This is a genomic window from Nostoc sp. TCL26-01 (genome assembly GCF_013393945.1).
GTDB lineage: Bacteria > Cyanobacteriota > Cyanobacteriia > Cyanobacteriales > Nostocaceae > Trichormus.
In genome coordinates this window covers 3,159,158-3,182,858 of sequence record NZ_CP040297.1, presented here as the reverse complement: position 1 = coordinate 3,182,858, position 23,701 = coordinate 3,159,158, and the positions used below count along the sequence as shown (strand labels likewise).

Here is a 23,701-nt window from a genome sequence, read left to right as displayed (position 1 = left end):
GTCACCTTGAAAGGGTTAGTCCTACGGTTATAAAAACCTCGAAGGCTCTCACTTATCGTTAGAGCCTTCGAGACAACTAGATATATTGATTTATGCCGTTATGAGGCTGCTATCTTTTACCTTTTATGCTATAACAACTGCTGGTTGTGGCCAACGTCCTACGGCTTTACCAATCACTGCTAATTCTTGCATGAGGTGATCGAAACGCTCTGGTGTGAGGGATTGTGGCCCATCAGATAGGGCTTTGATGGGGTTGGGGTGGACTTCAATCATGAGGGAATCGCTACCGACGGCGATCGCTCCCATCGCCATTGATGGCACAAATTCAGCCCAACCTGTACCATGACTGGGGTCGATCATGATTGGTAAGTGTGTTAATTTTCGTAACACTGGCACTACCGATAAATCTAGCGTGTTGCGGGTGTATTGGCGATCAAAAGTCCGAATTCCCCGTTCGCACAAAATTACGTTGGGATTACCTGCTGCCAAAATATACTCAGCCGCCATCAACCAATCTTCTATTGTAGCTGCCATGCCTCTTTTGAGCAGAACTGGCTTGGGCTGCGCTCCTACTTTTTTCAACAAGGAGAAATTCTGCATATTCCTTGCGCCCACTTGGATGACATCAGCGACTTCAGCGATGACATCCAGTTCAGCTGCATCCATGACTTCTGTAATCACACCTAATCCACTAACTTCCCTGGCCCTTGCTAGTAATTCCAAAGCACTTTCGCCATGTCCTTGAAAGGCGTATGGTGAAGTACGAGGTTTATAGGCTCCACCACGTAAAAACTTAGCTCCTGCTGCTTTGACGTGCTGGGCTGTATCAATGATCATTTCTTCATTTTCAACAGAACAGGGGCCAGCAACCACCACGAGTGGGTGATGTTCTCCAAAGACAACAGGGCCATCAGGTGTATTAACTACGACTTCTGAAGCTTCGCCGTGACGATATTGACGACTAGCCCGTTTATAAGGTAGTTCTACTCGTAATACTTGTTCAATCCAAGGACTAACTTCTTGAATTTGCAGTGGATCTAGGTCTGCGGTTTCACCAACTAAACCAATTACCACCTTATGCTTGCCCACAATTTTTTCTGGTATCAGTCCCCAGTTACCTAGTTCCTCACTAATACGGTTGATTTCCACTTCCGGAGAACCAACTTTCATGACTACTATCATATAAAATTCCCTGTTTAATACTTTTGTTAGAGGGATAGACCATAGCAAAGTAACTACCTGTTGATTTCAGCTAGCACTTCTATGAATAGGCTCTTGATCTTGGTTCTTATATGTTAATAGGTATACTTAAGTAATGATGGGATGTAAATACTTATGGTATTAAAAAATATAATCGGAAATTTACGGTTGATGACAAATATCTACATGATTTTTTTGGCGATCGCTCATATTTAGCAGCTATGTCATGATCAAGATAGAATAGCCTGACTAAATCATTGACATAGTAATGTTGAAGTTATCAAATGTAAACTTCAACATTGACCTGCAATTTGCTTAAGATTTCAGCTTTCTGAACACCTAAGCATCTTTTTTTACGCTTTGTTTTGTCGTGTTTCGCGCCAAACTTCTACCATTCGCCCCCAATTAGTGCTGAATTCACTTAAACCTAGAACACTTCCAGCCCTTTCTTCATCCCAAGAGGCTGAAAGAACACCATAAGTTATACCCAGTACACCTAAACCAAAAAGTCCCATGTTCACCAGTAAAACAGCGATGGGAGGGAGTTTGATATCGGAGTATGTAGCTAGCAAATAACTAGCAACTAGGGTAGCAATACCTAAAGCCGTTGGTACACCACAGAATGCTGCCACACGCCTGATCATTCTCTGGCTAACAACTTGGGGAATAGCCATCTCCTCCTTAGAGAAAGGTGGCTGTTTTAGTTCTTGCTTACCAGGGTTTTCCGGCTTTACTTGTGGCTGACTTGTCGCTTTCGCAGGTTTTTGACGCTTTTTTTTCGGTTCAAATGGCAAACTACTGCGTTCTGATTCTTCAGCAGGCATAAACGGTAGTTCCTATCCACGAATACCAAGACGACTAATCAAGGCTTGATATTTTTCCCGACTTTCTTTTTGGAGATAAGCTAGAAGACGCTTGCGCTGACCAATCAATTTCAATAATCCCCGGCGGGAAGAATGATCTTTTTTATTGGCTTGCAGATGCTCACTCAAGCGGTTAATCCGTTCAGTTAGCATAGCGATTTGGACATCGGTCGAACCAGTGTCAGTTTCGTGAACTTGGTAGTTAGTAATTATTTCTTGTTTGCGCTGTTGCGTCAGAGCCATGATTGATTCAATGTATATTCATTCTAAATGTATGCAGCAGTCTCCCATCATATCACAGCCTCTCAAGATGTGTGTTGCTACGAATAAATGAGTATTTGGGCTAGGGGCTACAGAAGTAAAGATTTTGTCTTCTTCAATCTCCCTGCTGATTTCTAGTTCCTAGCCTTTAGCCTCTAGCCTCTTTTTTCCCCACTCACTAAACCCACTGGCACTGTAGCAGATGCTTCAGTGCCATTATTTGAAATCGGTTTGCGGGTTTTGAGGTCAAATTTAAAACCGTGGGGTAGGATGTGCAGCTTGGCTCCAAAAATTGCTAATGCTTCATCTCTTAAAATTTCGCCCAGATTGTTGTATGTAGACTCTGATTCATCCACAATTGTGACGCAACCTTGACCGATAATTTCGATTTGGCTACCAGTTACCACCATCGCAGTATTCTCATCAATGCCAAATCCTAATACGGCTGGTTCTTTAATCAACGCTGTGATTAAACGTCCTAAGCGGCCACGTTGAGAAAAATGTTGATCAATGACTACCCCAGGAAGAAAACCTAGTCCCGGCCCCATTTCCACAATTTCTATCCGAGGATTAGTTTCGGAATCGCCTTCCACAATCATGTTATCTGGCATGACGGCTGCGCCTGCACTTGTACCACCAACAACGATACCTTCAGCGAAGCGTTGGTGAATAGCAGCATCAATTTCGGTATTCTTGAGAATACTAGTGATCCGTGCTTGATCTCCCCCTGTAAAAAATATACCTGTTGCTTTGGCGATCGCTTCCAGGGCAGTTGACGATGAAGCATCTTCACGAGTTTCTGTATCAACTATCCGCACCTTCTCTGCTCCCAAGCGCTCAAATACCCTAATGTAGTTTTCTCCCACTTCTCTTGGTAATTCGGTCGCCGCCGTCATAATCACAATATGGGCTTTTGTTCCACCAGCGCGGCGGACAAATTCTCGCAATATTTGAGCATCACCATCTCTATCTTCTGCACCACCAATAATTACTAACTGCCGTTTATTTTCACTTACTGTCATAATGTCTCCTAACATAAATTTAATTATGATAATTTCAATAAAGCATGACATTCGTATGTATAAAATCGTCCATCCGGTAGATTAAAATACTTTGCTAATTTTCCTAACAAAAATAAACTCTTACTTCAGGAATAAGATGACAAAGCCATCTGGTTTGTGTAGCCATAGTGAAATAGCCGACTTAGATCATAAAGTCGGCTATTAGATGATTATTATGGCTATAAACAGTGTTTCAATTTTTAGTTGTGATAGGTTTTTATCAATTGTTGCTACTATCACGTTAGAAAATTCAGATCATATTTGAATGTTGCTCAGAATAGTTTAGATGATGCCATTGTGTGCTAGTGAATTCTATTTCTGTAGAGCAAGTTGACCAGAAACAAGCGTGCTTGTTCTAGTGGCAGATGTCTGGGTTTACCTTGATAGACAATTTGATACTCAAGCGTATCTGGCCCGTCTCCATGACCAGAAATTAGCTTGAGGTGAAAAGCTTCTTCCGCAAGTTGTCTAACTTCGTCTCTGATACTTGCTTGTGTACTGTTCATAAACTGTTGCTATTTTTTATAACCACCTCTCTACTTGTACAAGTTTTGTGACTGCATGACACCTTTCAAAGGTTATATTTTTACTCTAATTGGTGTGTCATTGGTCATTGGTCATTTCCTTAGTCAAACAACTTTGACCGTGGGCTGTTGACAGTGCAAGACTTTCATCAGAATTGATGATGTCATACCAATTCAAAATTCAAAATTCAAAATTAAGAAAGCCTTGTTCTACAAGGGTTTCCGTGTTTGGATCTGTATCATATTTTTAGTGAATTGGTATCAGTTACGGAAGTCTGGTTGATGTAATTATGCCTTCCGATAGTAGAAAATGCTCACATATAAAGTTAAATTCCAACAGGATGACTTTATAAATGCACCTTGGTCAAAAAAGATAGGTTAGGTAATCTAGAGTTGATCAAGCTATTTAGTGAGATTAAACGTTAAATTTAAGGGTGTTTAGCCAGAGGTTTAGCATCAATGGTTCAGGAAACAAGCACCGATTTAGTCCGCATTAATGCTAGAAAGACAGATGTATTTGATATATTCAACTGTCGATATTATGTTGGGACTAACCCCTATTTAGATACGGGGGCGTTTGTATTTGATTTTGCTCTAGTGTTAGATAGAAAGGTTTTACCCATTGAAGATTATGTTACTAGAGTGAGCGATGCCTCCGGCGGGCTGGGCCTACGCTATCCTCATCTACGTGACCAACATTATGAATCCTACGCTCATCTATTTGCTCAGACTGTATCAGAAGTGGGCAAGCTGGATATGGATTTACACCTAAATCGCTGGAGTGTGAAACCATATGCTAATTATTCACGTATTGCTGTTCAAGCATTACATGAACGAACAATTAAATCAGTAGTTTATCTTGTTTGGGACTGGTTTGAAGCCATTACTCAAGAAGATGACTTTTTCTTCGATAACCAATTTTTGACTCTGCAAAATAGATTCCGCCAATCTGTTTACGGTGGCCCTACAGTTTATGCCTTATTGCGTACAGCCTATGAAAAAGGCATTCCCACCTTTTATCTGTGGGATGAAGGGCTAATGCAGTACGGCTGGGGAAAAAAACATATCCGGGGTGTAGCAACAACTTTTAATAGTGACAGTCATTTAGATTCAGAATTTACTACTCGTAAAGATGACTGCAAAGCATTCTTGCAAACTTTAGGTTTTCCCGTCCCCGCAGGTGATATCGTTTTTTCTGCCAGAGAAGCCCGCCAACTAGCTAGGGAAATTGGTTACCCAGTTGCAGTTAAGCCTGTGGTGGGACATAAGGGAATCGGTGTGACAGCAGATGTGCAAGATGTAGATGAACTAGAAGCGGCTTATGATAGAGCATTGTTAGCTATCCCCGAAACCGAACCAACACGAATTATCGTAGAAAAAAGCATCTCCGGTAAAGATTTTCGTCTCTTATGTGTCAACGGCCGATTTGTGGCGGCGACAGAACGTCGTCCAGCATCAGTAGTGGGTGATGGGTATTTAACAATTGGTGAATTAATTCAACAAGAAAATCGTCAATCAGCTCGTCTAGACACACCAACTTCACCGATGAGTAAAATTATCGTTGATGAAGCGATGGAACTTTATCTAGAAGAACAGCATTTATCGTTAAAAACTGTACTAGATAAAGGAGAAATAGTTTACTTACGGAAAGTAGCTAATCTTTCCGCCGGAGGTATGAGTATTAATGCTACTCATACAATTCACGATGATAATATTATTTTGGCGCAAGACATAGCTCAATACTTTCGGCTAACTTGCCTGGGTATTGATGTGATTGCAGAAAATCTGGACGAGTCATGGAAATCTGGGAATTTTGCCATTTTAGAAATCAACGCCGCCCCTGGTATATTGATGCACCTGAACCCGGCGGATGGTGATAGTGTGGATGTGCCATCCCACATTTTAGAAACATTCTTTACATCCGGTATTGATGCCAGAATACCGATTATTTCCTTTAATAAAATTTCTGTGGAAGAATTGCAAACCACAATTGACCATATTCTGTTACAACATCCAGAATGGACAATTGGTGCAATTTGTCATGAAGCAGTGTTTGTCAATCGGTCAAAAAAAGTATTACGCCAAGATTACAATAGCAATGTCCAAAGTTTGTTACGTAATCCCAAACTTGACTTACTAATTGCCGAATATCCAGATGACATCTTGGAAGAAGACGGGATGTTTTACTACGGAAGTAATTTAGTCGTTTTGGATAATCCTAGTGAAATAGAAATGATGCTGGCGCGGGATGTCTTTGATAGTTCTACTGTGGTGATTAAAAAAGACAATGATATTTCTATTCGCCGCAAAGGATTGATTGAAGATTATACTTTAGGTGCTGATGAACCATTCACACGGGTTTATCTCAAAGAAATTGCCACGATTTTGTAAGTTCCGATAAAGGTACAATTCAGAAATTTTAATGTAGGGTGTGTTGTCGCATAGCGCAACGCACCGTTAATAATTTTAAGGTGCATTAGCCTGAAGGTTAATTTACTTCTGCTAAACTTTTAGCTAAAGGGATGAGGAAAGGTTCAATGAATACTGTTGTGCTGAATCTAGAACCGATCGCTCATTTAACCGATGAGCAATTTTATCGCTTGTGTATTGCCAATAGGGATTTAAGTCTAGAAATGAATGCAGCCGGAGAATTAATAATTATGCCACCAGTAGGAGGAGAAAGCGGCAATCAAGAAGCTGGATTAATCACTGATTTAGAAATTTGGAATCGTCAAGCGAAATTAGGCAAAGTTTTTAGTTCTTCAACTATCTTTATCTTGCCTAATGGGGCAAAACGTTCCCCTGATGCGGCTTGGGTAAAGTTGGAGAGGTGGGAAGCTTTAACACTAGAACAACGCAAAAAATTTCCGCCACTTGTACCTGATTTTGCCATTGAACTCCGTTCCGAGACAGACCGACTTGCACCTGTGCAAGCGAAAATGCAGGAATATATAGAAAATGGTTTGCGTTTAGGTTGGCTAATTAATCCTCAAGATCAGCAAGTGGAAATTTACAGACACACAAAAGCTGTAGAAGTTGTGCAAATACCAGCTATTCTTTCGGGTGAAGATATACTACCTGGATTTGAGTTACAAGTATAGTTTGCTAGGTAGGCGGTCGCTAAGTCTATGATTAGTGCTAATTTCCACACATCCGCCAGAAGTAATATTTTTAAGATGCCAGTCCTTAATCACAGCCAATAACATGGTAATGTTGTATTCCCCAAGCTGTGCTGATCAAGATTATGAAAACAGCCACTACATTACCAGAGCGACTGGAATATTACTACCAACAAATCAAAGTGATTATTTTGGTGCGTCAGAATCCTATCACTGGCTTGCTACCTGCAAGTACGGCTGTGACTGCCCACGGTGATTATACTGATGCTTGGGTGAGAGATAATGTTTACAGCATTTTGGGCGTTTGGGGTTTAGCACTGGCGTACCGCAAAGTTGATGAAGACAAGGGACGCACCTATGAATTAGAACATAGTGTGATCAAATTAATGCGCGGTTTGTTATTCACCATGATGCGACAAGCCCATAAAGTAGAACAATTTAAACAAACTCAGTCGCCCTTGGATGGGTTACACGCTAAATATAATACAGCAACTGGTGATATTGTCGTTGGTGATGATGAGTGGGGACATTTACAATTAGATGCGACTTCCATCTTTTTATTGATACTGGCACAAATGACGGCTTCAGGATTGCCGATAATTTACACCATCGATGAAGTCAACTTTGTGCAGAATTTGGTTTACTATATTGGCAGAGCTTACCGCACCCCAGACTACGGTATCTGGGAACGAGGAAATAAAATCAATCATGGGAACGCTGAATTAAATGCTAGTTCCGTGGGTATGGCGAAAGCAGCCTTGGAAGCTATCAACGGATTAGATTTATTCGGGGTGCGGGGTAGTCAAACTTCAGTCATTCATGTACTACCAGATGAAATTGCCAGAGCGCGAATTACCTTAGAATCATTATTACCGAGAGAATCTGCATCGAAAGAAATTGATGCAGCTTTGTTGAGTGTGATTAGCTATCCCGCCTTTGCGGTAGAAGATGCACAATTACGGGAACGCACTCTCAACGATATTGTGAACAAACTCCAAGGTAAGTACGGTTGCAAACGCTTTTTACGTGATGGACACCAAACCGTTCTAGAAGACACCCATCGCTTACATTACGAACCGTGGGAACTCAAGCAGTTTGAGCATATCGAATGTGAATGGCCATTATTTTTTACTTATTTAGCCTTGGATGGGTTGTTTTGTGGTGATAAAAAGCGATCGCAATTTTACCAAGAACGGTTAAAAAACTTACTCGTTGAGCGTGATGGTTTTGGTTTACTACCAGAACTATATTATGTCCCTACAGAAAATGTAGAAGCGGAAAAATTAGTACCCCAAAGTCAACCTCGTTTACCAAATGAAAATATCCCCTTAGTTTGGGCGCAAAGTTTGTATTACCTTGGTCAAATGTTGAGTGATGGGTTGATAGCCTTGGGAGATATTGATCCTTTGGGTAGATACTTGTCTGTCGGTAAAAAACGTCAAGCGATGGTGCAAATTGCCTTACTCGCAGAAGATGAAGATTTACAAGCAGAGTTAGAAGTCCACGGAATTGAAACCCAAACACCCAAGCAAGTCGAACCGATGCAAGTTAGACAAGCAGGGGAACTGTCAACTATTTATACCCAAATTGGGCGAAATGATAAACTCGGTCTAACCGGTCGTCCAGTGCGACGTTTAAGGAGTTTGACAACATCCAGAATTTTTCGTCTCCAGGGTGAAACCGTCGTATTTTTACCATCATTTTTAGATTCTCAGCAATTTTACTTAACTCTTGATTACCACTTTCTCCTAGATCAAATTAGGACTGAACTGGCGTATATTCAAAAATGTTGGAGTGATTTAGGTCGCCCTACTCTGACATTAATGTTGACACATACCATGCTAGACACTGGTTCCCAAGCATTACTAGAACTGATGCAGGAACTCAAAGAGGGAGTGTGCAATGGTGTACAAGTCAAATTAGGCAAGCTGAATCAACTGATGTTGACAGGGGCGATGCAAAGAATTGATTTTATTCAGAATGTAGAGTTTTCCCAACAGCCTGTACAAAATGCAGCCAAACGTTGCTACTATCTAGCTGATCATCCTGATCAAAATTGGCGTTTAGGACATACTCAAGAATTCCAAATGGAATATGAAACCAATTTGGACTTGTTGCTGTCATCCCTACACGCCTCAGCAAATATTTACGAGCAAATTGAGTTATTGCAGACTTTAACTCGATTGCAAGGATTGGATTTTGATACAGGTTTTGGTGGGGCTGATGCTGTTGTCACAGTAGATGATTTACTGGATGAAGTTTACACCAAAGCTGGAGAACTAGGATTGTGGGGGGTAGTCCGCAGGGCGGCTGGTTTGCGACACATGGTAGATATTGGCTTGTCTGATACAGTGACGAGTATCTTGGTGAGGGGTAAGCAAATTGCTGTTGGTAGGGCTTATAGCGAAGCCTCACTGATTACAGTACCCATGTCCCACAATGAAATTGCCGAGAAAATTAATCACTTCTGTCGTGAGGATATCCGCGATCGCGTCTTAACGCAAGAAGTCCTAATTTATCTGGGTATCCTCATTAGATCACAACCAGAATCATTTCAAGGACTACTTACTCTGAGAGTTGGGTATTTGATTTTGTTAATCACCAGCGAACTAGCCCAAGAGTTGCAAGTAACTCAAGATGAAGCCTACGAACGCTTGATGGAACTGACACCCTTTGAAGTCAAAACCCGATTGCATCAAGTATTAACAGCCTATACAGGTATGAGTAAGCTACTACGTCAACAAGAATCATTGCACATCAAGCAAAAAGAAAGTGATATCGAGTGGGTAGTGCTACCTGTAATTGACGAAGAAGTAGAAGTAGCAACGGGAGGTTGGCGGAGATTTCGCCAAGCGGAAGGCGCTTTAAACCGTGTACCGAAAAACTTCTTTCAGCAAGTTTGGCTATTGATGCAGCATTGTAAAGGTTTAGTGATTGGTGATAAACTAGAGCGGCGCAATCGCCTAGATAGCGATGTCATGTTATCTGAAATGACCGCCGGCGAAAAGAATTTTGCTTTGCGAATTGAGCATCTATTAAACAAAATCGAAGCGCCAGAATACCGCCAAGTAAATATTGAAGCATTAATGGAGCTAGCTGCGATCGCTTCCAGTAACCCCAGCCTGCAAATCGAAGAATATATAGTCTTAGACGTATTAATTGGTCATGCTGTGCGCTTGGCGTGGTTAGAACACCATTCCGAACGCGGCGATCGCTATGATGAAGACAAAGCTAGTGCATGGCGATCGTTTTATAATACTTCTCCCAGAGATTGTGCTAGTTATATTCTCAAAGCGTTGAGGTTCTTGACGGAGTTTGTGAAATAATTTTCAGCGCGTAGCCAATGATCTCTGACTCCGCGCCCCTCTGCGTTAAAAAAACTCCCTACCTTTCAACCGCAACAGCATCAACATCAACAGTACTCTCAGTTGTCGGATTACTTTCTCCTTGACGCGCCTTCCAACCCTCAATCACCAGTCCAGAAACTTCCGTCACCAGGATCGTCAAAAGCAAAACATCATCGACTTCTCCCAAAACAGGGATAAAATCCGGCGCAAAATCAAATGGGCTGAGAATATAAACAATTGAACCTAAAATTACCCACCAACGGTATTTAGGATTGCGTATTAAACCACGATACCAGTTATACAGTGCTTGGATGGAAAATTTCATCTTTATAACCCTCTATTTACTTTTCATTCTGACAAATTGTGCTGTGACCTAGCGGTGGGAATAACCGTCATAGTTATTTCGGAACTTAGGTCAATTTCGCAAAAAAGTTTTTTATGGATATTTCTGAGCTAAGTTAACTCCCAAGTTGTAAAATTCGAGTGTTCTACTCACGTAATGTAAGTTTACGTTCCAGATGAGCTAGTTAATTGTCTGAAAATTTATGTTTGTAAGTCCTTAATTGTGCATTAATCTCTAAAATTAAAGTGCTTTGGGATAGTCGCTTGAGCAATGGAGGGAGGAAACTCAAACAGTGGATATTATAGATTTGTTTTATAAGGGCGGGCCGGCAATGTGGCCTTTGCTGGCCTTGTCAATTCTGGCTTTAAGTGTAATTTTTGAGAGGTTGTGGTTTTGGTTGCGAATTTTTTCTCAAGAAAAGGAGATTGTTGACCGTGTCTTAGATGCAGCTCATGATAATTGGGAAATAGCAGCAGATATTGCTAGACAAGCAACAGATCAACCCATCGGCAGATTTTTATTTGCACCCTTACATCTCCAGAAAAGTGATGCAGAAACTTTCCGATTAGCACTAGAGTCTTCAGCTGAAGATGAAATAGCCGGGATGCGCCGAGGTGAGAAGCTTTTAGAAGCGGTCATCGCCCTTGCACCACTCTTGGGATTGTTGGGTACAGTTTTAGGTTTAATTCAGTCTTTACGTTCAATTCGCATTGGTGATTTGGGAACTGAATCGGCTGCTGGAGTTACTACAGGGATTGGTGAATCTTTGATTAGTACAGCCACAGGGCTAATATTGGCTATTGTCAGTTTGGTATTTTACCGCTTATTCCAAGCTTTTATTGTCAATCAAGTGAAAGTTTTTCGCAAATCTGGGAATGAATTGGAATTGCTTTATCGTCAGTCTCCGCCTGATTTTAGTCGCAGTACATCAGCCATTGAGCAACGAGATACCTTACCTAGCAAGTCAACGAGAATTAAATTTCCTCAACCCCCAGAACCACCAAGTTCTACCTGATAATTGAAATCTTCAGTCATAGCCGAGAATGCGAACCCACAATTAAATGTAAGCGTGCAGCGATGAAAGTTAATCTACATACTCCAGTCGAAGAAGTTCAAATTCAGCTAATCCCTTTAATTGATGTCGTTTTTTGTATTTTGACATTCTTTCTCTTAGCAGCTTTGCAATTTACTCGCCAACAGGCGATAAATGTCGATTTACCTAAAGCCAGTACCAGTACAGCTGCTGGGATTAATTCTACAGGTGGTAGTCAGATTGTCACTATTGATGCTGTGGGCAATACTTACATTGAAAAACAACTAGTTAAAAGAGAGGAATTAGCACAAAAATTAAGGGAGTATGTGCAAGCTAATCCTAATGGGGTTTTGGTACTCAACGCTTCACGAACAGCAACTTATAATGATGTGGTGGAAACATTAGATTTGTTGCGCCAAGTGGGAGGCGATCGCGTATCTTTAGGAATTATCCCTACTTCTGCTCAACCTAATGTTCCCTATTTCCCGAATAATCCTGGTATAGCACCAATCCCAGGCATTAACCCCCCTCCCAGTGAACTGAACCCCAACTTACCCACAGATCCCAATCAACTCCCCTCTGGACAAGGGACTATTCCTGTAAATCCCACCTTTCCCCAGGTTCCTGTCGCACCGGGGAATACTCCTGCGCCTCCACGATAGAGGATGGGGGGATGGGGAGATGAGGGAAAGAATTATCTCCTTTTCCATAGTCAATGGTCAACAGTCCAAAAAAAACTTGATTTTGACTATTGACTATTGACTATTGACTATTGACCACCCTCAGAAGGGTCTATTGGTTGAGTGCGTAAGTCCTAGCTTATTAGCCAAACCTAAAGATATCCAAAATAAAATCTGCTGAAAGAAAAATCTCTGGTAATTTAAAAATAATTGGTTGCTGTGCAAACATTTTTTCATCCATAGACTTATAGGACTTACGCAGTCTCACTAAATTTCCTGGCTTTTTTGTCAATAGTCACCAGTCCAAAAAAAACTTGATTTTGAACGCCAGTCCGCACAACGGGGGACACCCCCGCAAGCGGCTGGCTCCCCTTGACTATGGACTATTGACCACCCTCAGAAGGGTTTATTGGTTGAGTGCGTAAGTCCTGACTTAGTAGTTTAACGCCAAGCGCCATTTACGTTTCAGGGGTTGAGGCAATGAATGAAATTGTAACGCTGTTAATTGTTTGGATTGTGACATCTCTCAGCTTGTTGATTATCGCTAAGTTGCCGTTAGGCGTTGAAGTTGACACTCCACAAAAAGCCTTTCTTTCTGCTGCTGTTCTAGGTATTGTTACGGCAATAGTTAGACCAATTTTACGGCTGATATTTGCGGTTCCCGATATCCTAACTTTTAACTTGTTATCGGGTTTTTTCACATTTATGATTGCCGTTGTCTGCTTTAGTATTGCAGCGTGGTTAGTTGAGGGTTTTCGCTTACGCTTCGGAATCTGGAGTGCCGTGCTAGGTGCTTTTGCTTTGACACTAATCAACAGCTTAATTTACAAGTTGTTGGGGTTATAACAATAGCTATTCGTCAGTCGTCAGTCGTCGATTGTCAGTTGTGAATTTTTTTGCCTGACTAATGACTAATGACTACTGACAATGACTACTCATTTCCAGTTGGAGGTGCGACTGGAGTGCTAGATTGTTGTTGACGTTGTTCGCGCTTTCTGCGATCTGCTGATAGCATATCAGCCATTACAGCCAGGGCTTGCGTCATTTTATCTAAATTAGAGCGATACAACTCTAAATCCTTGTTGAGTTTATCATCAACTAGGTGTAAGCCATCAGCAATGGTTTTCAGCGCCTCAGTGCGTTGCTTTTCGTCTTTAACTAAATCTGGGTTAGAAGATTCTAGTAATGTAAATAGACCGATCGCAAACAATCGACTGTATTTAAAGTTAGGATTATGAGCGATCGCTTGCAGTTGCGCTTGCAAGTCACCATCTTGCTGTGGGGTATTAGCTTGACTCAGCCAAGCAATTAAATCACTACTAGGAATGCTTTGAGCTAAAGCTTGCAAGCGTTCAGCATCTTGTCTGTAACGCTGAGGTTCTTGTTCTACAGCTTGACAGATAGCATTAAAGATCGATTCTTTATCCTGTTCTGGTTGATAGCCTTGCATGAAGCGGTCAAAGGTAGTGACAACACCCAAGGCATAGATAGGATTGTAGCTAAAATCAACATTGACCGATAGCAGGTGCATTTCCACCATCAACTCTTCCACCACCCGACGATAAATTGTGTTAATCGGTCGAGTGTGCAGAGAGTAGAAAGTTCGTTTTGTATCAGAAACCGTACGGACGTTATTCACAAGGAAAATGTTAAGGGCGACGTTGTATTATTCTCTCCTTTAAAGGCAACTTTGCCAAGTGAGATTGAGGGGTGGAAAGTAGTAAATTGTCGTCATTTATTTTTTCTGGAATTGGTATGAGCGATCGCTTCATCCCAATTTCCTCTAAATTTGCAACAGTAGAAACGTTGCATTACAACTTTAGATTCACAGCCCAGGTTTTTCTTGTCAGCTTCATCGCAGATATATTTGTTAGTTTCCACTCTCTTGCAGGATGACAGGTAATTAGCTGAAAAAATATCGCTATTACCTTAAGTTTTGTAAAGAAGTATGTTATTTTATTGACAAGGGTCTTAACCATGACTCACTTGGTATTTTCTAGCGATCGCTCTATGCTCCATATAGTGCGGTTGCTTTTACTTTTCATAACTACTCCGGAAACTAGTACCTTGGCGACTAGAAGTCGCAGCTACACAAACAAAACCCACCGACGTGGGTTGAAAATACTTGAGCTTTCAAGAGTCTGCGTAGTAGCGAATTATATTCGCCCCACACTTTTCAAACAACCTCTAGGACAACTTGATAGTATTAGTCAATGTCAAATAGGCAAAAAAAGCCGCGAAACTATAGAGTTTCACGGCTTTTAGTGTGGTGTGAGGAGCTTAACTAAATATCATCATAGAGTGATTATCCGTTAATGATACACTCGTAACACTTTTGGTAACAGACTTTTTAGTGACAGGAAGTTTTTATCTTGATCAAAAAATAAAAACCGTGGAATATTGCTTAATCCACGGTTCTTTGATGTGGTGTGAGGAGACTTAACTGAATCCATCATAAGCTAATTTAACTAAATCAAACCCTAAGTAACTTTGTTTGTAATAAAGTTAGTATTTGTTGACATAGATGAATTTTTTTAGTTATGACACTAAAGCACCGCCACAGCTCGAACCGCATCCAGCAGTACAACCATAACAATAGTCAGCCGTTTGGATTTGCTCAATTAAATCTAAACTACCAGCCTCTAATAATTTAGTAATAGTCAGAGGTTCACCAGTGGAAGTTTTTGCTGGTAAATTCATCATTTGATTAAAATCACAATCATAGATATTGCCGAGATAGTCTACTGATAATTGATGGCGACACATTAAATTTGCCACTGTGTTGGGATTGAAATGGGACTCTAAAAATTGCAAGTAACTCTGATCGAGGTTTTTCTTTTCTAAATGAATTTTAGTTCTACCAACTGGTAGATTGGTGATGGTGAATAGGTTGTTAAAGACAATATTAAAATGTTCTTGCAAGAACATTTTATAATCTTGTTCTAGCTTCCCCTGTTCAGGCGTTAAAGAAAATTTTTCACTTATGGGTAATTGGGGATTATAAACTAAGTCCAAAATTAAGTTTGGGTTTTGCCCATAGCCGACTTGATTTAACCACTGCAAAGCTTTAATTGAATTATCGAATACACCTATACCACGCATTTTGTCAACATTATCTGCTAGATAACAAGGCAGAGAAGCAACAACTTGTACTTGATTATCGGCGAAATATGTAGGCAAATCACCAAACCCATCGACAAAATAAATTGTCAAATTAGAACGGACAATGACGTGTTTATGATTTTCCCGTGCAGTAGCCACTAATGACTTAAAGCCATAATTCATTTCTGGTGCGCCACCAGTTAAATCGACAATTTGAATTTCCGGGAATTGATGAATTAAGTCGATTAGCTGTTGACAAATTTCTGGAGATAATTCTTCTGTGCGTTTAGGACTAGCTTCGACGTGACAGTGCTGACAAGCAAGATTACAGCGTTTACCTAAATTAATTTGTAAAACTTGAATCGCTTTTTTTGTCAAAGGAGCATTGAGTTGTGAGTCAAATGGTGTGATTGTTGTATTGATGGTAGAGCCTGATCCAGTTGTCATTAATAGCTACTCCTAAAAGACAAATAAAACTAGCCTTGTAATAATCTATAAGTTATGCCACTGAGAATTGTGGCCGTAGGTAAAGATAAAATCCACGAAATCAAGATTTTGCTAAAAACCCACATACGTGGTTTTCCCCCAATTAAACCTACACCAAAAATTGAACTAACAGCAACTTGGGTAGGCGATATAGGTAATCCCAAATAACTGGCTGTAATCACTAATATACTAGTAATAATATTCGCAGATAAACCTTGAGTTCGATTGAGCGAGGTAATTTCTGTACTCATGGTTAAAGCTATTTTTTGGGAGCTAAGTAAACCACCGAGTCCCATAGCCATAGCAATAGTAATCATGGCTCCTTGAATTGAGAAATACTCAATAATTAAAACTAGAGAAACAATCTTTGGCGTATCATTAAAACCTCTAGTGAAGCTGATAATACCAGCACTAATATAATGAGCAATATCAATAATTCTGGGGTTTGTTTGCAGGTGAAATTTGCCTTTAATATAATCAACTAAACTATAAATACCTGCGGCTAAAGGCATCGCAATTATCGGACTGAGAAATAGAGGCAAAAGAAAGTGACTTAGCAAAACAGCAAAGTTGACCTTCAGACCGATCGCTACTAATCCGGCTCCGAGAATTGCCCCAATTAAACTATGAGATGTAGAAATTGGCAACCCTAAGAGAGTGGCAATAATTACAGTCAAACCTGTAGCGATCGCCACAGCTATTTGAAACTCTGGTGCGTGAGCGATCGCATCTGCTAAAATCCCCTGACCACTAAAGCGTTGAACTAATGTACCAGCTAGAAAAGTAGCAGTTAATGCCCCCGCAAAAGTCGTAAAAGTTGCCCACAAAATTGCTGTTTGGTAGCTATTTGTCCGGCTGCCAAACAGTGTGGCTACACCCTGAAAATTTTCATTGGCTCCATTGGCATAAGCCAAGAATAAGGTAGCGATAAATAGACTAATTAACAACATTTTGAGGATGATAAATTAACAGCAACCACCACCGCTATAATACCAAGTGGAATCAGTAACGATGATTTCATCTGGCTTAATAGCTGCTAGTTTAGCAGCAGTTTTATCACAAACGGCTGCCGGAATGCCACGTTGCAAGATATGCCCAGCCGAGTCATCAAAAAATGCTTCAGAACCAGCATAAATTGCTGTTTTTCCCGTAAAAATACAAGCACCATCTTCCGGAATTCCGACTTTGAAGCAGACTGAATCCAGACTTTCTAAAAGTAGATGTGTTTCTAAATGATACGTTTGGCAATCGAGTAAACGATAGGGACGACGCGCACGGATTTCTATTTGACCGAAGCCAGCATTAATAATACGCTGAGTGTATTCTTCATAGGTGAGTGCGCCTGATAAACACATAGCTCTTAACTGTTCATCTTGCCGCAAATGTGCAGGTATGGGACGAGTGGCAATGGGATCACTCATTTGCAACCTGCCACCCGGTTTTAATACCCGATAGGCTTCTTTTAAAGCCTGGCTTAAATCATCTGGCTCAAAAATGTTAAACAAGCAATTTTGAGCCACGATATCCACACTGGCATCCGCTACAGGTAAATTAAAGGCATCACCCTCACGAATCTCCACAAAGCTGAGATCAAACCAAGGATTTTCTTGGGCAGCAACTTCCAAGTTACGCGCCGCCGCTTCTCTCATGGCCACCACTGGTTCCACAGCAATCACAGCCCCAGCATAACGGGAAAAGTAAGCAAATTGCAGTGCTTCTAAACCACCGCCAACACCGACATACAGCACGGTAGGTTGATTTGCAAGTTCTGTCGGGTGAACCGTGGTTCCACAACCATAGTTCATTTCTTGCATCAGCAAAGGAATGTTGAGTCCTGGGAGTTGTAGAGGAGTACTTTGAACACAACAAAGTCCCACTTGTGGCGTTTGGGCAACTTCACTATAAAATTGTGCTGCTGTTTCTAAATAAGTCATTTCCGTTTAGTTACGTGCTGAGGTCGAGGTTTAACTGTGTGCATCCTCAATATAACTAAATAACATAGTCGGAATTACGCACATTCCACCCCTAAACCCCTAAATTCTTAAATATCTACAGCGTCTGTTTTTTAGTTTTTTGCAAATGAGTGTAGATTCTCTCGGCTAATTCTTCCAAGCTAAAGGGTTTGACGAGATAATCATCAGCACCAGCATCTAACCCGATAATGCGATCGCTGACTTCATCTTTAGTGGTAAATAAAATTATCGGCACTTTCTTGCCAGTACTGCGTAAACGATGACAAATTTCCAACTCTCCTAAACCAGGTAGCATCCAATCTAACAGGATCAAATCCAACTGCAATCTACCTGCGGCGATGATTGCTGTTAATCCATCATAGGCAACACTAACCTGATAGCCTTGATAGTTCAGTCCTAGTTCAATAAATCTCGCTAATTTGACTTCATCTTCAATCAGTAAGATGTGCGTCATGATAGGGCAAAAAGTAGAAAAGCAAAGCCAAAAATTTGAGATACCGATAACTTGAGTTTGTTGGCGATCGCACATAGCTTTATAATTTCTACTGTGCTGCACTAGCCAAATAATACGAGCATCTAAATAGCTTTACATTAGCTTAATATACTTTTGCCTAAGTAACAACTGTAAATTTCCGCAGTGGGAGTGAGGAGTCAAGAATTAAAGCCTCAAGAGTTTTTCTCATCTTTTTTATCTCAATAGCTTTAACAATAAGCCGTCACATCCTCACCACACTCATCAGCTAAATAACACAGTGCTTTAAACCGCAAACCCACAACTTGCTCGTATAAAGGATTTAATTTACACATAGCCGGGATATGAAACAGTGTCCGACCAAACAATTTTATATCTCTGGCAAATGGGCATTGAGCAGGGATTGCTTTGCACAACAGATGAGCTAGTTTATAGTTATGAATTTCTCTTGCTTCTAACCAGCTGCGGATAGGATGCAGTAGGTCGGTTTGAGCATGAACTTGAGTAAAGCTTGTCATAATTAACCACCTTGTTTTCTGTGTTTGGCTCTCTATAAATAAATACGGTTAGATGATGTGTTTTTATGCAGTAATTGTTCGTCATTTTATGTTGAACAAATCAAGTTGTGATTTCTAGTCACACTGTTAGCTACAACTGCCATAATGTTGATTACAGAATCAGTCAAGGACTGCCAACAAATAAAATTGACAGTAGTCGCGTGAATTATTGCTGAGTTTGCCTTCCGGCTTTTGGTGATAGACGTTAGGCTAGGGCTGCAAATTCCTTGTTAAACCTCAAAGCCGTAAGCACAGATGACTAATAATTTTCTGCAAAATAAAAAACTGATTTTTGACCTTTGGGCATCTAGCTATGATTGGCTGTTACCTTCAGTCTTCTATCAAGCTGTTCACAGAAGGTTACTAGAATATGTCGATTTACCAAATCAAGCCAATGTCCTAGATTTAGGTTGTGGAACTGGCCGTCTATTAGAACGACTGGCAACTGAATATACCGAACTGCGGGGTACGGGACTAGATTTATCTACTAATATGTTGCGTTTAGCTAGACTTACTAACCGTCACCATCCCCGGTTAATTTTTCTTGAAGGTAAAGCCGAATCTTTGCCTTTTGCTGATGGTCAGTTTGATGCTATTTTCAACACTATTAGTTTCTTGCATTACGCACAACCAGAGCAAGTCTTGCATGAGGTAAGCCGAGTACTTGCCCCTGGTGGACGTTTTTACTTAGTTGATTTCACTAGCAAAATCGAGAACAGACTGCCAATATTCCCAATTTCTGTGCAAGGAATTAAATTTTATAGCCCTAATAAACGTCAAGTTCTTGGTGCTGCTGCTGGACTATCCTGTGTGAGTCACCATTATTTATTAGGGCCTGTCTTGCTGACAATTTTGGCTAAACCCTGTTGAGAAAAGTCAGATTACTTAAATATCCTAACTCTGTGTCTCTGTCTTGAAAAGTTCAGATGCCTGCGGCAAGCCGCAAAGCGTCTACGGAGGAAACCTCCGCTCCGACTTTTCGCTGTGTCTCCGTGGTTAAGTAACCTGACCACAAAGGCACAGAGACACAAAGCGAAAACTGTAAACTTAAAAGTAATTTTTAACCCTTTAATGCCTTTCTAAAATTCCGACGATACGCGCCATTAGCAATAAATAAAGCTGGCCAAAGCAAAGATAAACCAATACGATTAGGCAAAGATTGCGTGAAATTAGTTCGAGAAAAACCATTCCAAAACTTCCACACACCACCTACATAAATCACAATTAAACCAAAAATAATTAGCTTACCCATCATCATTAACTCCGTTAGTTAGACTGCGATAGACTTCGCAATCTTGGCAATCAATCTCAATGCTTCATTGACAGCAGCCGAGTCTCGAAAAATTTCTGCCACATCTGGATCAAGAACTATAATATTGCTTGATTGCATATAAGCTTCATAATACTTGCCACGAACTCCACCTGAAAAATCATACTCAGGTCTCATTTCATCATTGACTACCATGCTTCTTGGTGTTGCTACTCGCTTTGTTTAGGTTCCACTGAAACGTCATAATGATATTTTACTCTTAAACAGCAAAATCGGGTGAGCCATCTGCTCACCTTACCGCTACAATATGCCACTTTGACATTACACATATATTACTTTTTCCTTCTGGCTGGTTGCCTGTCTAGCTGATGGTAGTTAGCATAAATAAACCTGATTTCATTGGCATATCTCTCATTGCTGTTTTGGGGAATCTTTGGGAGATCACAAACCGGAAGCAATAAGTAAAAATACTTATTGCTGAACAGATGTTTCTTGCGGAAGTTTCTCAAAGATCAGTAGTCATAGGAAACTAGAGAAAACACAATATACTTTCACGGGTATGGAAGTAGCAAAGCGACAAAAAGTTATGGAGGATTTATGCGTGCAGTACTGATGGCAGGCGGTTCCGGAACGCGACTTCGCCCGTTAACTTGCGATCTGCCAAAACCAATGGTGCCAATTCTCAATCGCCCCATTGCCGAACATATTATTAATCTACTGAGAAAGCATGACATCACAGAAGTGATTGCCACATTACATTACCTACCTGATGTTTTACGAGACTATTTTCAAGATGGTAGTGATTTTGGTGTGCAAATGACCTACGCTGTTGAGGAAGACCAACCTCTAGGGACAGCAGGTTGTGTGAAAAATATTGCCGAACTTTTGGATGAAACTTTTTTAGTAATTAGCGGTGATAGTATCACAGATTTTGATTTAACAGCAGCGATCGCTTTTCACAAACAAAACCAATCAAAAGCAACTTTAATTCTCACTAGAGTTCCCAATCCCATCGAATTTGGTGTAGTAATTACTGACGAACAAGGTAAAATTAAACGCTTTTTAGAAAAACCTTCAACCAGTGAAATTTTTTCTGATACCGTCAACACTGGGACTTATATTTTAGAGCCAGAGGTTTTAGAATATCTGCCAGATAACACAGAATGCGACTTTTCTAAAGATTTATTCCCCTTACTCTTGGCAAAAGATGAACCCATGTACGGTTACATTGCGGAGGGTTATTGGTGTGATGTTGGTCACTTAGATGCTTATCGAGAAGCCCAATACGATGCTTTAGAACGGAAAGTAGACCTAGACTTTGCTTATAGAGAAAATTCTCCTGGGTTGTGGATAGGACAAAATACTTATATTGATCCTTCAGCTAATATTGAAGCCCCAGTTGTGATTGGCAGCAATTGCCGCATCGGGGCTAGGGTGCAAATTGAAGCGGGAACGATTATTGGTGATAATGTCACCATTGGTGCTGATGCTAATCTCAAGCGGCCAATTGTGTGGAATGGGGCCATTATCGGGGATGAAGCCCAGTTAAGTGCCTGTGTGATTTCGCGGGGAACTCGTGTAGACAGACGCGCTCATGTTTTAGAGGCGGCGGTGGTGGGTTCTTTGTCCACAGTGGGTGAAGAAGCCCAAATTAGCCCTGGTGTCAGAGTTTGGCCGAGTAAAAAAATTGAATCAGGGGCAGTTTTAAACATTAACTTGATTTGGGGTAACACTGCCCAACGCAATTTATTTGGACAACGGGGTGTACAAGGATTAGCAAATATTGACATTAGTGCCGAGTTTGCGGTGAAATTGGGGGCTGCATATGGTTCTACTTTAAAACCTGGGGCAAAAGTTACTGTCTCTCGTGATCAACGTAATGTTTCGCGCATGGTGACGCGATCGCTAATTGCGGGTTTAATGTCTGTAGGTGTGGATATTCAAAACCTTGATGCCACAGCTATCCCCATCGCCCGCACAGTTATACCCACAATGAATGTCGCTGGTGGCATTCATGTGCGAGTCCACCCTGATCGCGCCGACTATATCCTGATAGAATTCATGGATAATAAGGGGATTAATATCTCCAAAGCCCAAGAAAAGAAAATTGAAGGGGCTTACTTTAAGGAAGATATGCGCCGCGCCCTTAGTCATGAAATTGGCGATGTCGCTTACCCCAGCCAAGTTATTGACCGTTATTGTACCGCTTTTGAGAAGTTGTTAAATGTGGCTACCCTGTGCAACAGTCGCGCCAAAGTAGTCATTGACTATGTTTATGCTGTGTCTGGGGCTGTCTTACCCCAAATGCTAGATAAATTTGGTGCGGATGCAGTAGTGCTGAATGCCAGTTTAAATAAAAATGCTGTTTCCACAACTGATAGGGAAGCATTGCTACAGCAACTTGGTCATGTGGTGGAAGCATTAAAGGCTAATTTTGGTGTGCAAGTATCAGCTAATGGCGAACAACTGATTTTAGTCGATGAGTCAGGCTTTCCCATTCGTGGGGAAATGTTAACCGCCTTGATGGTGGATATGATTCTCACCTCTAACCCCAGAGGGACGGTAGTCGTACCAGTCCATGCCTCCAGTGGCGTGGAACAAGTCGCCCGTCGTCACGATGGCCGAGTTATTCGTACCAAATCTAATCCCACTGCTTTGATGGAAGCTTGTCAAAAGAACCCTAATGTGGTATTGGGCGGTAGTGGTGAGACTGGATTTATCTTTCCCCAATTGCATCCGGGGTTTGATTCCATGTTCTGCATTGCTAAAATTATTGAGATGCTGACTATACAGGAGCGATCGCTAGCTACTGTTCGCTCAGAATTACCCCGTGTAGTCCATAAAACTTATACCATACGCTGTCCCTGGTCGGCAAAAGGTGCATTGATGCGCTACTTGGTGGAAACGCACCCAGCCCAAAACCTCGAACTCATCGATGGTGTGAAAATTCGCCAACCCTTTGATGATAGTTGGCTATTAGTTTTACCCGATGCCAGTGAGCCTTTAGTACACTTATACGCTAACAGCAACGAGCGCGACTGGGTAGATGACACGGTGAGAGATTACCGTTCTCGCGTGCAAACTTTCGTGGAAAGACAACAAGAGTATCATCCGGCAGAAGTTTGATTAAGAACTTACATTCCGCAGATGTGACTTATATCGCTAGTAGTTTTGATCAATTAACCCAGAACATTGTTTATCGGTCTAATTTTTCTGGGTTAATTTAACTTTTGACAATGATTCATATTCAGTATAAAAGCGAAATTTCGCTTCTCCTAATCTAGATTATTGCATCAAAATCTGACGGACTAAAATACTCATTACCTCATCTGAGTTAGCAGTTAGTAATCATGCACTCCAATCTCTGACACTAGCGTTTAATAGGCAAATATCGCAGCTATGAATTTATA

24 protein-coding genes are annotated in these 23,701 nt (G+C 41.0%); 9 read left to right on the top strand and 15 right to left on the bottom strand.

The features are described 5' to 3' along the window. Nucleotides 1–123 precede the first annotated feature (123 nt). From aroF to FD725_RS13755, 5 genes are all read right to left on the bottom strand, one after another. Complete coding sequence (gene aroF / locus FD725_RS13775) at nt 124–1,182, bottom strand: 3-deoxy-7-phosphoheptulonate synthase (RefSeq protein WP_179048646.1); 1,059 nt, start codon at nt 1,180–1,182, stop codon at nt 124–126. Between the two features lie 371 nt (nt 1,183–1,553). Beyond that, the gene (locus tag FD725_RS13770) at nt 1,554–2,024 is read right to left on the bottom strand and encodes a PAM68 family protein (RefSeq protein ID WP_179048645.1); all 471 of its coding nucleotides are present in this window, start codon (nt 2,022–2,024) and stop codon (nt 1,554–1,556) included. 12 nt (nt 2,025–2,036) lie between these two features. Beyond that, on the bottom strand, nt 2,037–2,306 hold the full coding sequence (rpsO, locus tag FD725_RS13765; RefSeq protein ID WP_179048644.1) for a 30S ribosomal protein S15: 270 nt from the start codon (nt 2,304–2,306) through the stop codon (nt 2,037–2,039). A gap of 173 nt (nt 2,307–2,479) precedes the next feature. After that, nucleotides 2,480–3,346, bottom strand: a complete 867-nt coding sequence (locus tag FD725_RS13760; protein WP_179051536.1) for a cyanophycinase — start codon at nt 3,344–3,346, stop codon at nt 2,480–2,482. A 341-nt stretch (nt 3,347–3,687) separates the two neighbouring features. Continuing rightward, nucleotides 3,688–3,891 (bottom strand): hypothetical protein, encoded by a 204-nt coding sequence (locus tag FD725_RS13755; RefSeq protein WP_179048643.1) that lies wholly within the window; start codon nt 3,889–3,891, stop codon nt 3,688–3,690. 477 nt (nt 3,892–4,368) lie between these two features. Here FD725_RS13755 and FD725_RS13750 point away from each other — a divergent pair, with 477 nt between their 5' ends. The 3 genes from FD725_RS13750 to FD725_RS13740 all read left to right on the top strand — a co-directional run bounded on the left by FD725_RS13750 (nt 4,369) and on the right by FD725_RS13740 (nt 10,354). Beyond that, the gene (locus tag FD725_RS13750) at nt 4,369–6,300 is read left to right on the top strand and encodes an acetate--CoA ligase family protein (RefSeq protein ID WP_179048642.1); all 1,932 of its coding nucleotides are present in this window, start codon (nt 4,369–4,371) and stop codon (nt 6,298–6,300) included. A 146-nt stretch (nt 6,301–6,446) separates the two neighbouring features. Beyond that, nucleotides 6,447–7,010 carry a Uma2 family endonuclease gene (locus FD725_RS13745; RefSeq protein WP_179048641.1) on the top strand — a complete coding sequence of 188 codons (564 nt, stop codon included), beginning with the start codon at nt 6,447–6,449 and terminating at the stop codon, nt 7,008–7,010. Between the two features lie 143 nt (nt 7,011–7,153). Next, complete coding sequence (locus FD725_RS13740) at nt 7,154–10,354, top strand: glycoside hydrolase family 15 protein (RefSeq protein WP_179048640.1); 3,201 nt, start codon at nt 7,154–7,156, stop codon at nt 10,352–10,354. Between the two features lie 58 nt (nt 10,355–10,412). Here FD725_RS13740 and FD725_RS13735 read toward each other — a convergent pair whose 3' ends face one another. Next, nucleotides 10,413–10,700 (bottom strand): YkvA family protein, encoded by a 288-nt coding sequence (locus FD725_RS13735; protein ID WP_179048639.1) that lies wholly within the window; start codon nt 10,698–10,700, stop codon nt 10,413–10,415. 310 nt (nt 10,701–11,010) lie between these two features. Here FD725_RS13735 and FD725_RS13730 point away from each other — a divergent pair, with 310 nt between their 5' ends. Beyond that, nucleotides 11,011–11,733, top strand: a complete 723-nt coding sequence (locus tag FD725_RS13730) for a MotA/TolQ/ExbB proton channel family protein (RefSeq protein WP_179048638.1) — start codon at nt 11,011–11,013, stop codon at nt 11,731–11,733. A 62-nt stretch (nt 11,734–11,795) separates the two neighbouring features. Further along, nucleotides 11,796–12,413: a biopolymer transporter ExbD gene (locus FD725_RS13725; RefSeq protein WP_179048637.1), complete on the top strand. Its 618-nt coding sequence runs from the start codon at nt 11,796–11,798 to the stop codon at nt 12,411–12,413. Nucleotides 12,414–12,573: 160 nt separating this feature from the next. Here the strand turns inward: FD725_RS13725 and FD725_RS13720 are convergent, their stop codons facing one another. After that, a complete protein-coding gene (locus tag FD725_RS13720; RefSeq protein WP_179048636.1) occupies nt 12,574–12,723 on the bottom strand; it encodes a hypothetical protein in 150 nt (49 codons plus the stop codon). 188 nt (nt 12,724–12,911) lie between these two features. Between FD725_RS13720 and FD725_RS13715 the strand changes: the two genes are divergently transcribed. Next, complete coding sequence (locus tag FD725_RS13715) at nt 12,912–13,277, top strand: phage holin family protein (RefSeq protein WP_179048635.1); 366 nt, start codon at nt 12,912–12,914, stop codon at nt 13,275–13,277. Between the two features lie 85 nt (nt 13,278–13,362). Here FD725_RS13715 and psb29 read toward each other — a convergent pair whose 3' ends face one another. Next, nucleotides 13,363–14,070, bottom strand: coding sequence for a photosystem II biogenesis protein Psp29 (psb29, locus tag FD725_RS13710; protein WP_179048634.1), 708 nt, complete (start codon nt 14,068–14,070; stop codon nt 13,363–13,365). A 338-nt stretch (nt 14,071–14,408) separates the two neighbouring features. Here psb29 and FD725_RS13705 point away from each other — a divergent pair, with 338 nt between their 5' ends. After that, entirely contained in the window at nt 14,409–14,696 is a 288-nt protein-coding gene (locus FD725_RS13705; RefSeq protein WP_179048633.1) for a hypothetical protein, read from the top strand. A 273-nt stretch (nt 14,697–14,969) separates the two neighbouring features. On the opposite strand, the gene arsS is transcribed toward FD725_RS13705, so the two are convergent. The 5 genes from arsS to FD725_RS13680 form a co-directional block, all read right to left on the bottom strand. After that, nucleotides 14,970–15,980, bottom strand: coding sequence for an arsenosugar biosynthesis radical SAM (seleno)protein ArsS (arsS, locus tag FD725_RS13700; protein ID WP_179048632.1), 1,011 nt, complete (start codon nt 15,978–15,980; stop codon nt 14,970–14,972). Nucleotides 15,981–16,009: 29 nt separating this feature from the next. Further along, nucleotides 16,010–16,969 (bottom strand): inorganic phosphate transporter, encoded by a 960-nt coding sequence (locus FD725_RS13695; protein WP_179048631.1) that lies wholly within the window; start codon nt 16,967–16,969, stop codon nt 16,010–16,012. A gap of 15 nt (nt 16,970–16,984) precedes the next feature. Further along, nucleotides 16,985–17,953, bottom strand: a complete 969-nt coding sequence (gene arsM, locus FD725_RS13690) for an arsenosugar biosynthesis arsenite methyltransferase ArsM (RefSeq protein ID WP_179048630.1) — start codon at nt 17,951–17,953, stop codon at nt 16,985–16,987. A 115-nt stretch (nt 17,954–18,068) separates the two neighbouring features. Further along, a complete protein-coding gene (locus FD725_RS13685) occupies nt 18,069–18,446 on the bottom strand; it encodes a response regulator transcription factor (RefSeq protein WP_179048629.1) in 378 nt (125 codons plus the stop codon). Nucleotides 18,447–18,694: 248 nt separating this feature from the next. Then, nucleotides 18,695–18,982, bottom strand: a complete 288-nt coding sequence (locus FD725_RS13680; RefSeq protein WP_179048628.1) for a Mo-dependent nitrogenase C-terminal domain-containing protein — start codon at nt 18,980–18,982, stop codon at nt 18,695–18,697. 294 nt (nt 18,983–19,276) lie between these two features. Here FD725_RS13680 and FD725_RS13675 point away from each other — a divergent pair, with 294 nt between their 5' ends. Then, a complete protein-coding gene (locus FD725_RS13675) occupies nt 19,277–19,891 on the top strand; it encodes a class I SAM-dependent methyltransferase (RefSeq protein ID WP_179048627.1) in 615 nt (204 codons plus the stop codon). A gap of 190 nt (nt 19,892–20,081) precedes the next feature. On the opposite strand, the gene FD725_RS13670 is transcribed toward FD725_RS13675, so the two are convergent. Together FD725_RS13670 and FD725_RS13665 are read right to left on the bottom strand one after the other, a co-directional pair. Then, nucleotides 20,082–20,273: a hypothetical protein gene (locus FD725_RS13670; protein WP_179051535.1), complete on the bottom strand. Its 192-nt coding sequence runs from the start codon at nt 20,271–20,273 to the stop codon at nt 20,082–20,084. Nucleotides 20,274–20,291: 18 nt separating this feature from the next. Beyond that, the gene (locus tag FD725_RS13665) at nt 20,292–20,486 is read right to left on the bottom strand and encodes a hypothetical protein (RefSeq protein WP_179048626.1); all 195 of its coding nucleotides are present in this window, start codon (nt 20,484–20,486) and stop codon (nt 20,292–20,294) included. Between the two features lie 402 nt (nt 20,487–20,888). Between FD725_RS13665 and FD725_RS13660 the strand changes: the two genes are divergently transcribed. After that, nucleotides 20,889–23,417 carry a mannose-1-phosphate guanyltransferase gene (locus tag FD725_RS13660; protein ID WP_179048625.1) on the top strand — a complete coding sequence of 843 codons (2,529 nt, stop codon included), beginning with the start codon at nt 20,889–20,891 and terminating at the stop codon, nt 23,415–23,417. Nucleotides 23,418–23,701: the final 284 nt, after the last annotated feature.

Bases quoted from the DNA above. Each gene is read 5' to 3' on its own strand.
- aroF (WP_179048646.1), bottom strand. From the start codon at position 1,182: ATGATAGTAGTCATGAAAGTTGGTTCTCCGGAAGTGGAAATCAACCGT.
- FD725_RS13770 (WP_179048645.1), bottom strand. From the start codon at position 2,024: ATGCCTGCTGAAGAATCAGAACGCAGTAGTTTGCCATTTGAACCGAAA.
- rpsO (WP_179048644.1), bottom strand. From the start codon at position 2,306: ATGGCTCTGACGCAACAGCGCAAACAAGAAATAATTACTAACTACCAA.
- FD725_RS13760 (WP_179051536.1), bottom strand. From the start codon at position 3,346: ATGACAGTAAGTGAAAATAAACGGCAGTTAGTAATTATTGGTGGTGCA.
- FD725_RS13755 (WP_179048643.1), bottom strand. From the start codon at position 3,891: ATGAACAGTACACAAGCAAGTATCAGAGACGAAGTTAGACAACTTGCG.
- FD725_RS13750 (WP_179048642.1), top strand. From the start codon at position 4,369: ATGGTTCAGGAAACAAGCACCGATTTAGTCCGCATTAATGCTAGAAAG.
- FD725_RS13745 (WP_179048641.1), top strand. From the start codon at position 6,447: ATGAATACTGTTGTGCTGAATCTAGAACCGATCGCTCATTTAACCGAT.
- FD725_RS13740 (WP_179048640.1), top strand. From the start codon at position 7,154: ATGAAAACAGCCACTACATTACCAGAGCGACTGGAATATTACTACCAA.
- FD725_RS13735 (WP_179048639.1), bottom strand. From the start codon at position 10,700: ATGAAATTTTCCATCCAAGCACTGTATAACTGGTATCGTGGTTTAATA.
- FD725_RS13725 (WP_179048637.1), top strand. From the start codon at position 11,796: ATGAAAGTTAATCTACATACTCCAGTCGAAGAAGTTCAAATTCAGCTA.
- FD725_RS13715 (WP_179048635.1), top strand. From the start codon at position 12,912: ATGAATGAAATTGTAACGCTGTTAATTGTTTGGATTGTGACATCTCTC.
- FD725_RS13705 (WP_179048633.1), top strand. From the start codon at position 14,409: ATGACTCACTTGGTATTTTCTAGCGATCGCTCTATGCTCCATATAGTG.
- arsS (WP_179048632.1), bottom strand. From the start codon at position 15,980: ATGACAACTGGATCAGGCTCTACCATCAATACAACAATCACACCATTT.
- FD725_RS13695 (WP_179048631.1), bottom strand. From the start codon at position 16,969: ATGTTGTTAATTAGTCTATTTATCGCTACCTTATTCTTGGCTTATGCC.
- arsM (WP_179048630.1), bottom strand. From the start codon at position 17,953: ATGACTTATTTAGAAACAGCAGCACAATTTTATAGTGAAGTTGCCCAA.
- FD725_RS13685 (WP_179048629.1), bottom strand. From the start codon at position 18,446: ATGACGCACATCTTACTGATTGAAGATGAAGTCAAATTAGCGAGATTT.
- FD725_RS13680 (WP_179048628.1), bottom strand. From the start codon at position 18,982: ATGACAAGCTTTACTCAAGTTCATGCTCAAACCGACCTACTGCATCCT.
- FD725_RS13675 (WP_179048627.1), top strand. From the start codon at position 19,277: ATGACTAATAATTTTCTGCAAAATAAAAAACTGATTTTTGACCTTTGG.
- FD725_RS13670 (WP_179051535.1), bottom strand. From the start codon at position 20,273: ATGGGTAAGCTAATTATTTTTGGTTTAATTGTGATTTATGTAGGTGGT.
- FD725_RS13665 (WP_179048626.1), bottom strand. From the start codon at position 20,486: ATGGTAGTCAATGATGAAATGAGACCTGAGTATGATTTTTCAGGTGGA.
- FD725_RS13660 (WP_179048625.1), top strand. From the start codon at position 20,889: ATGCGTGCAGTACTGATGGCAGGCGGTTCCGGAACGCGACTTCGCCCG.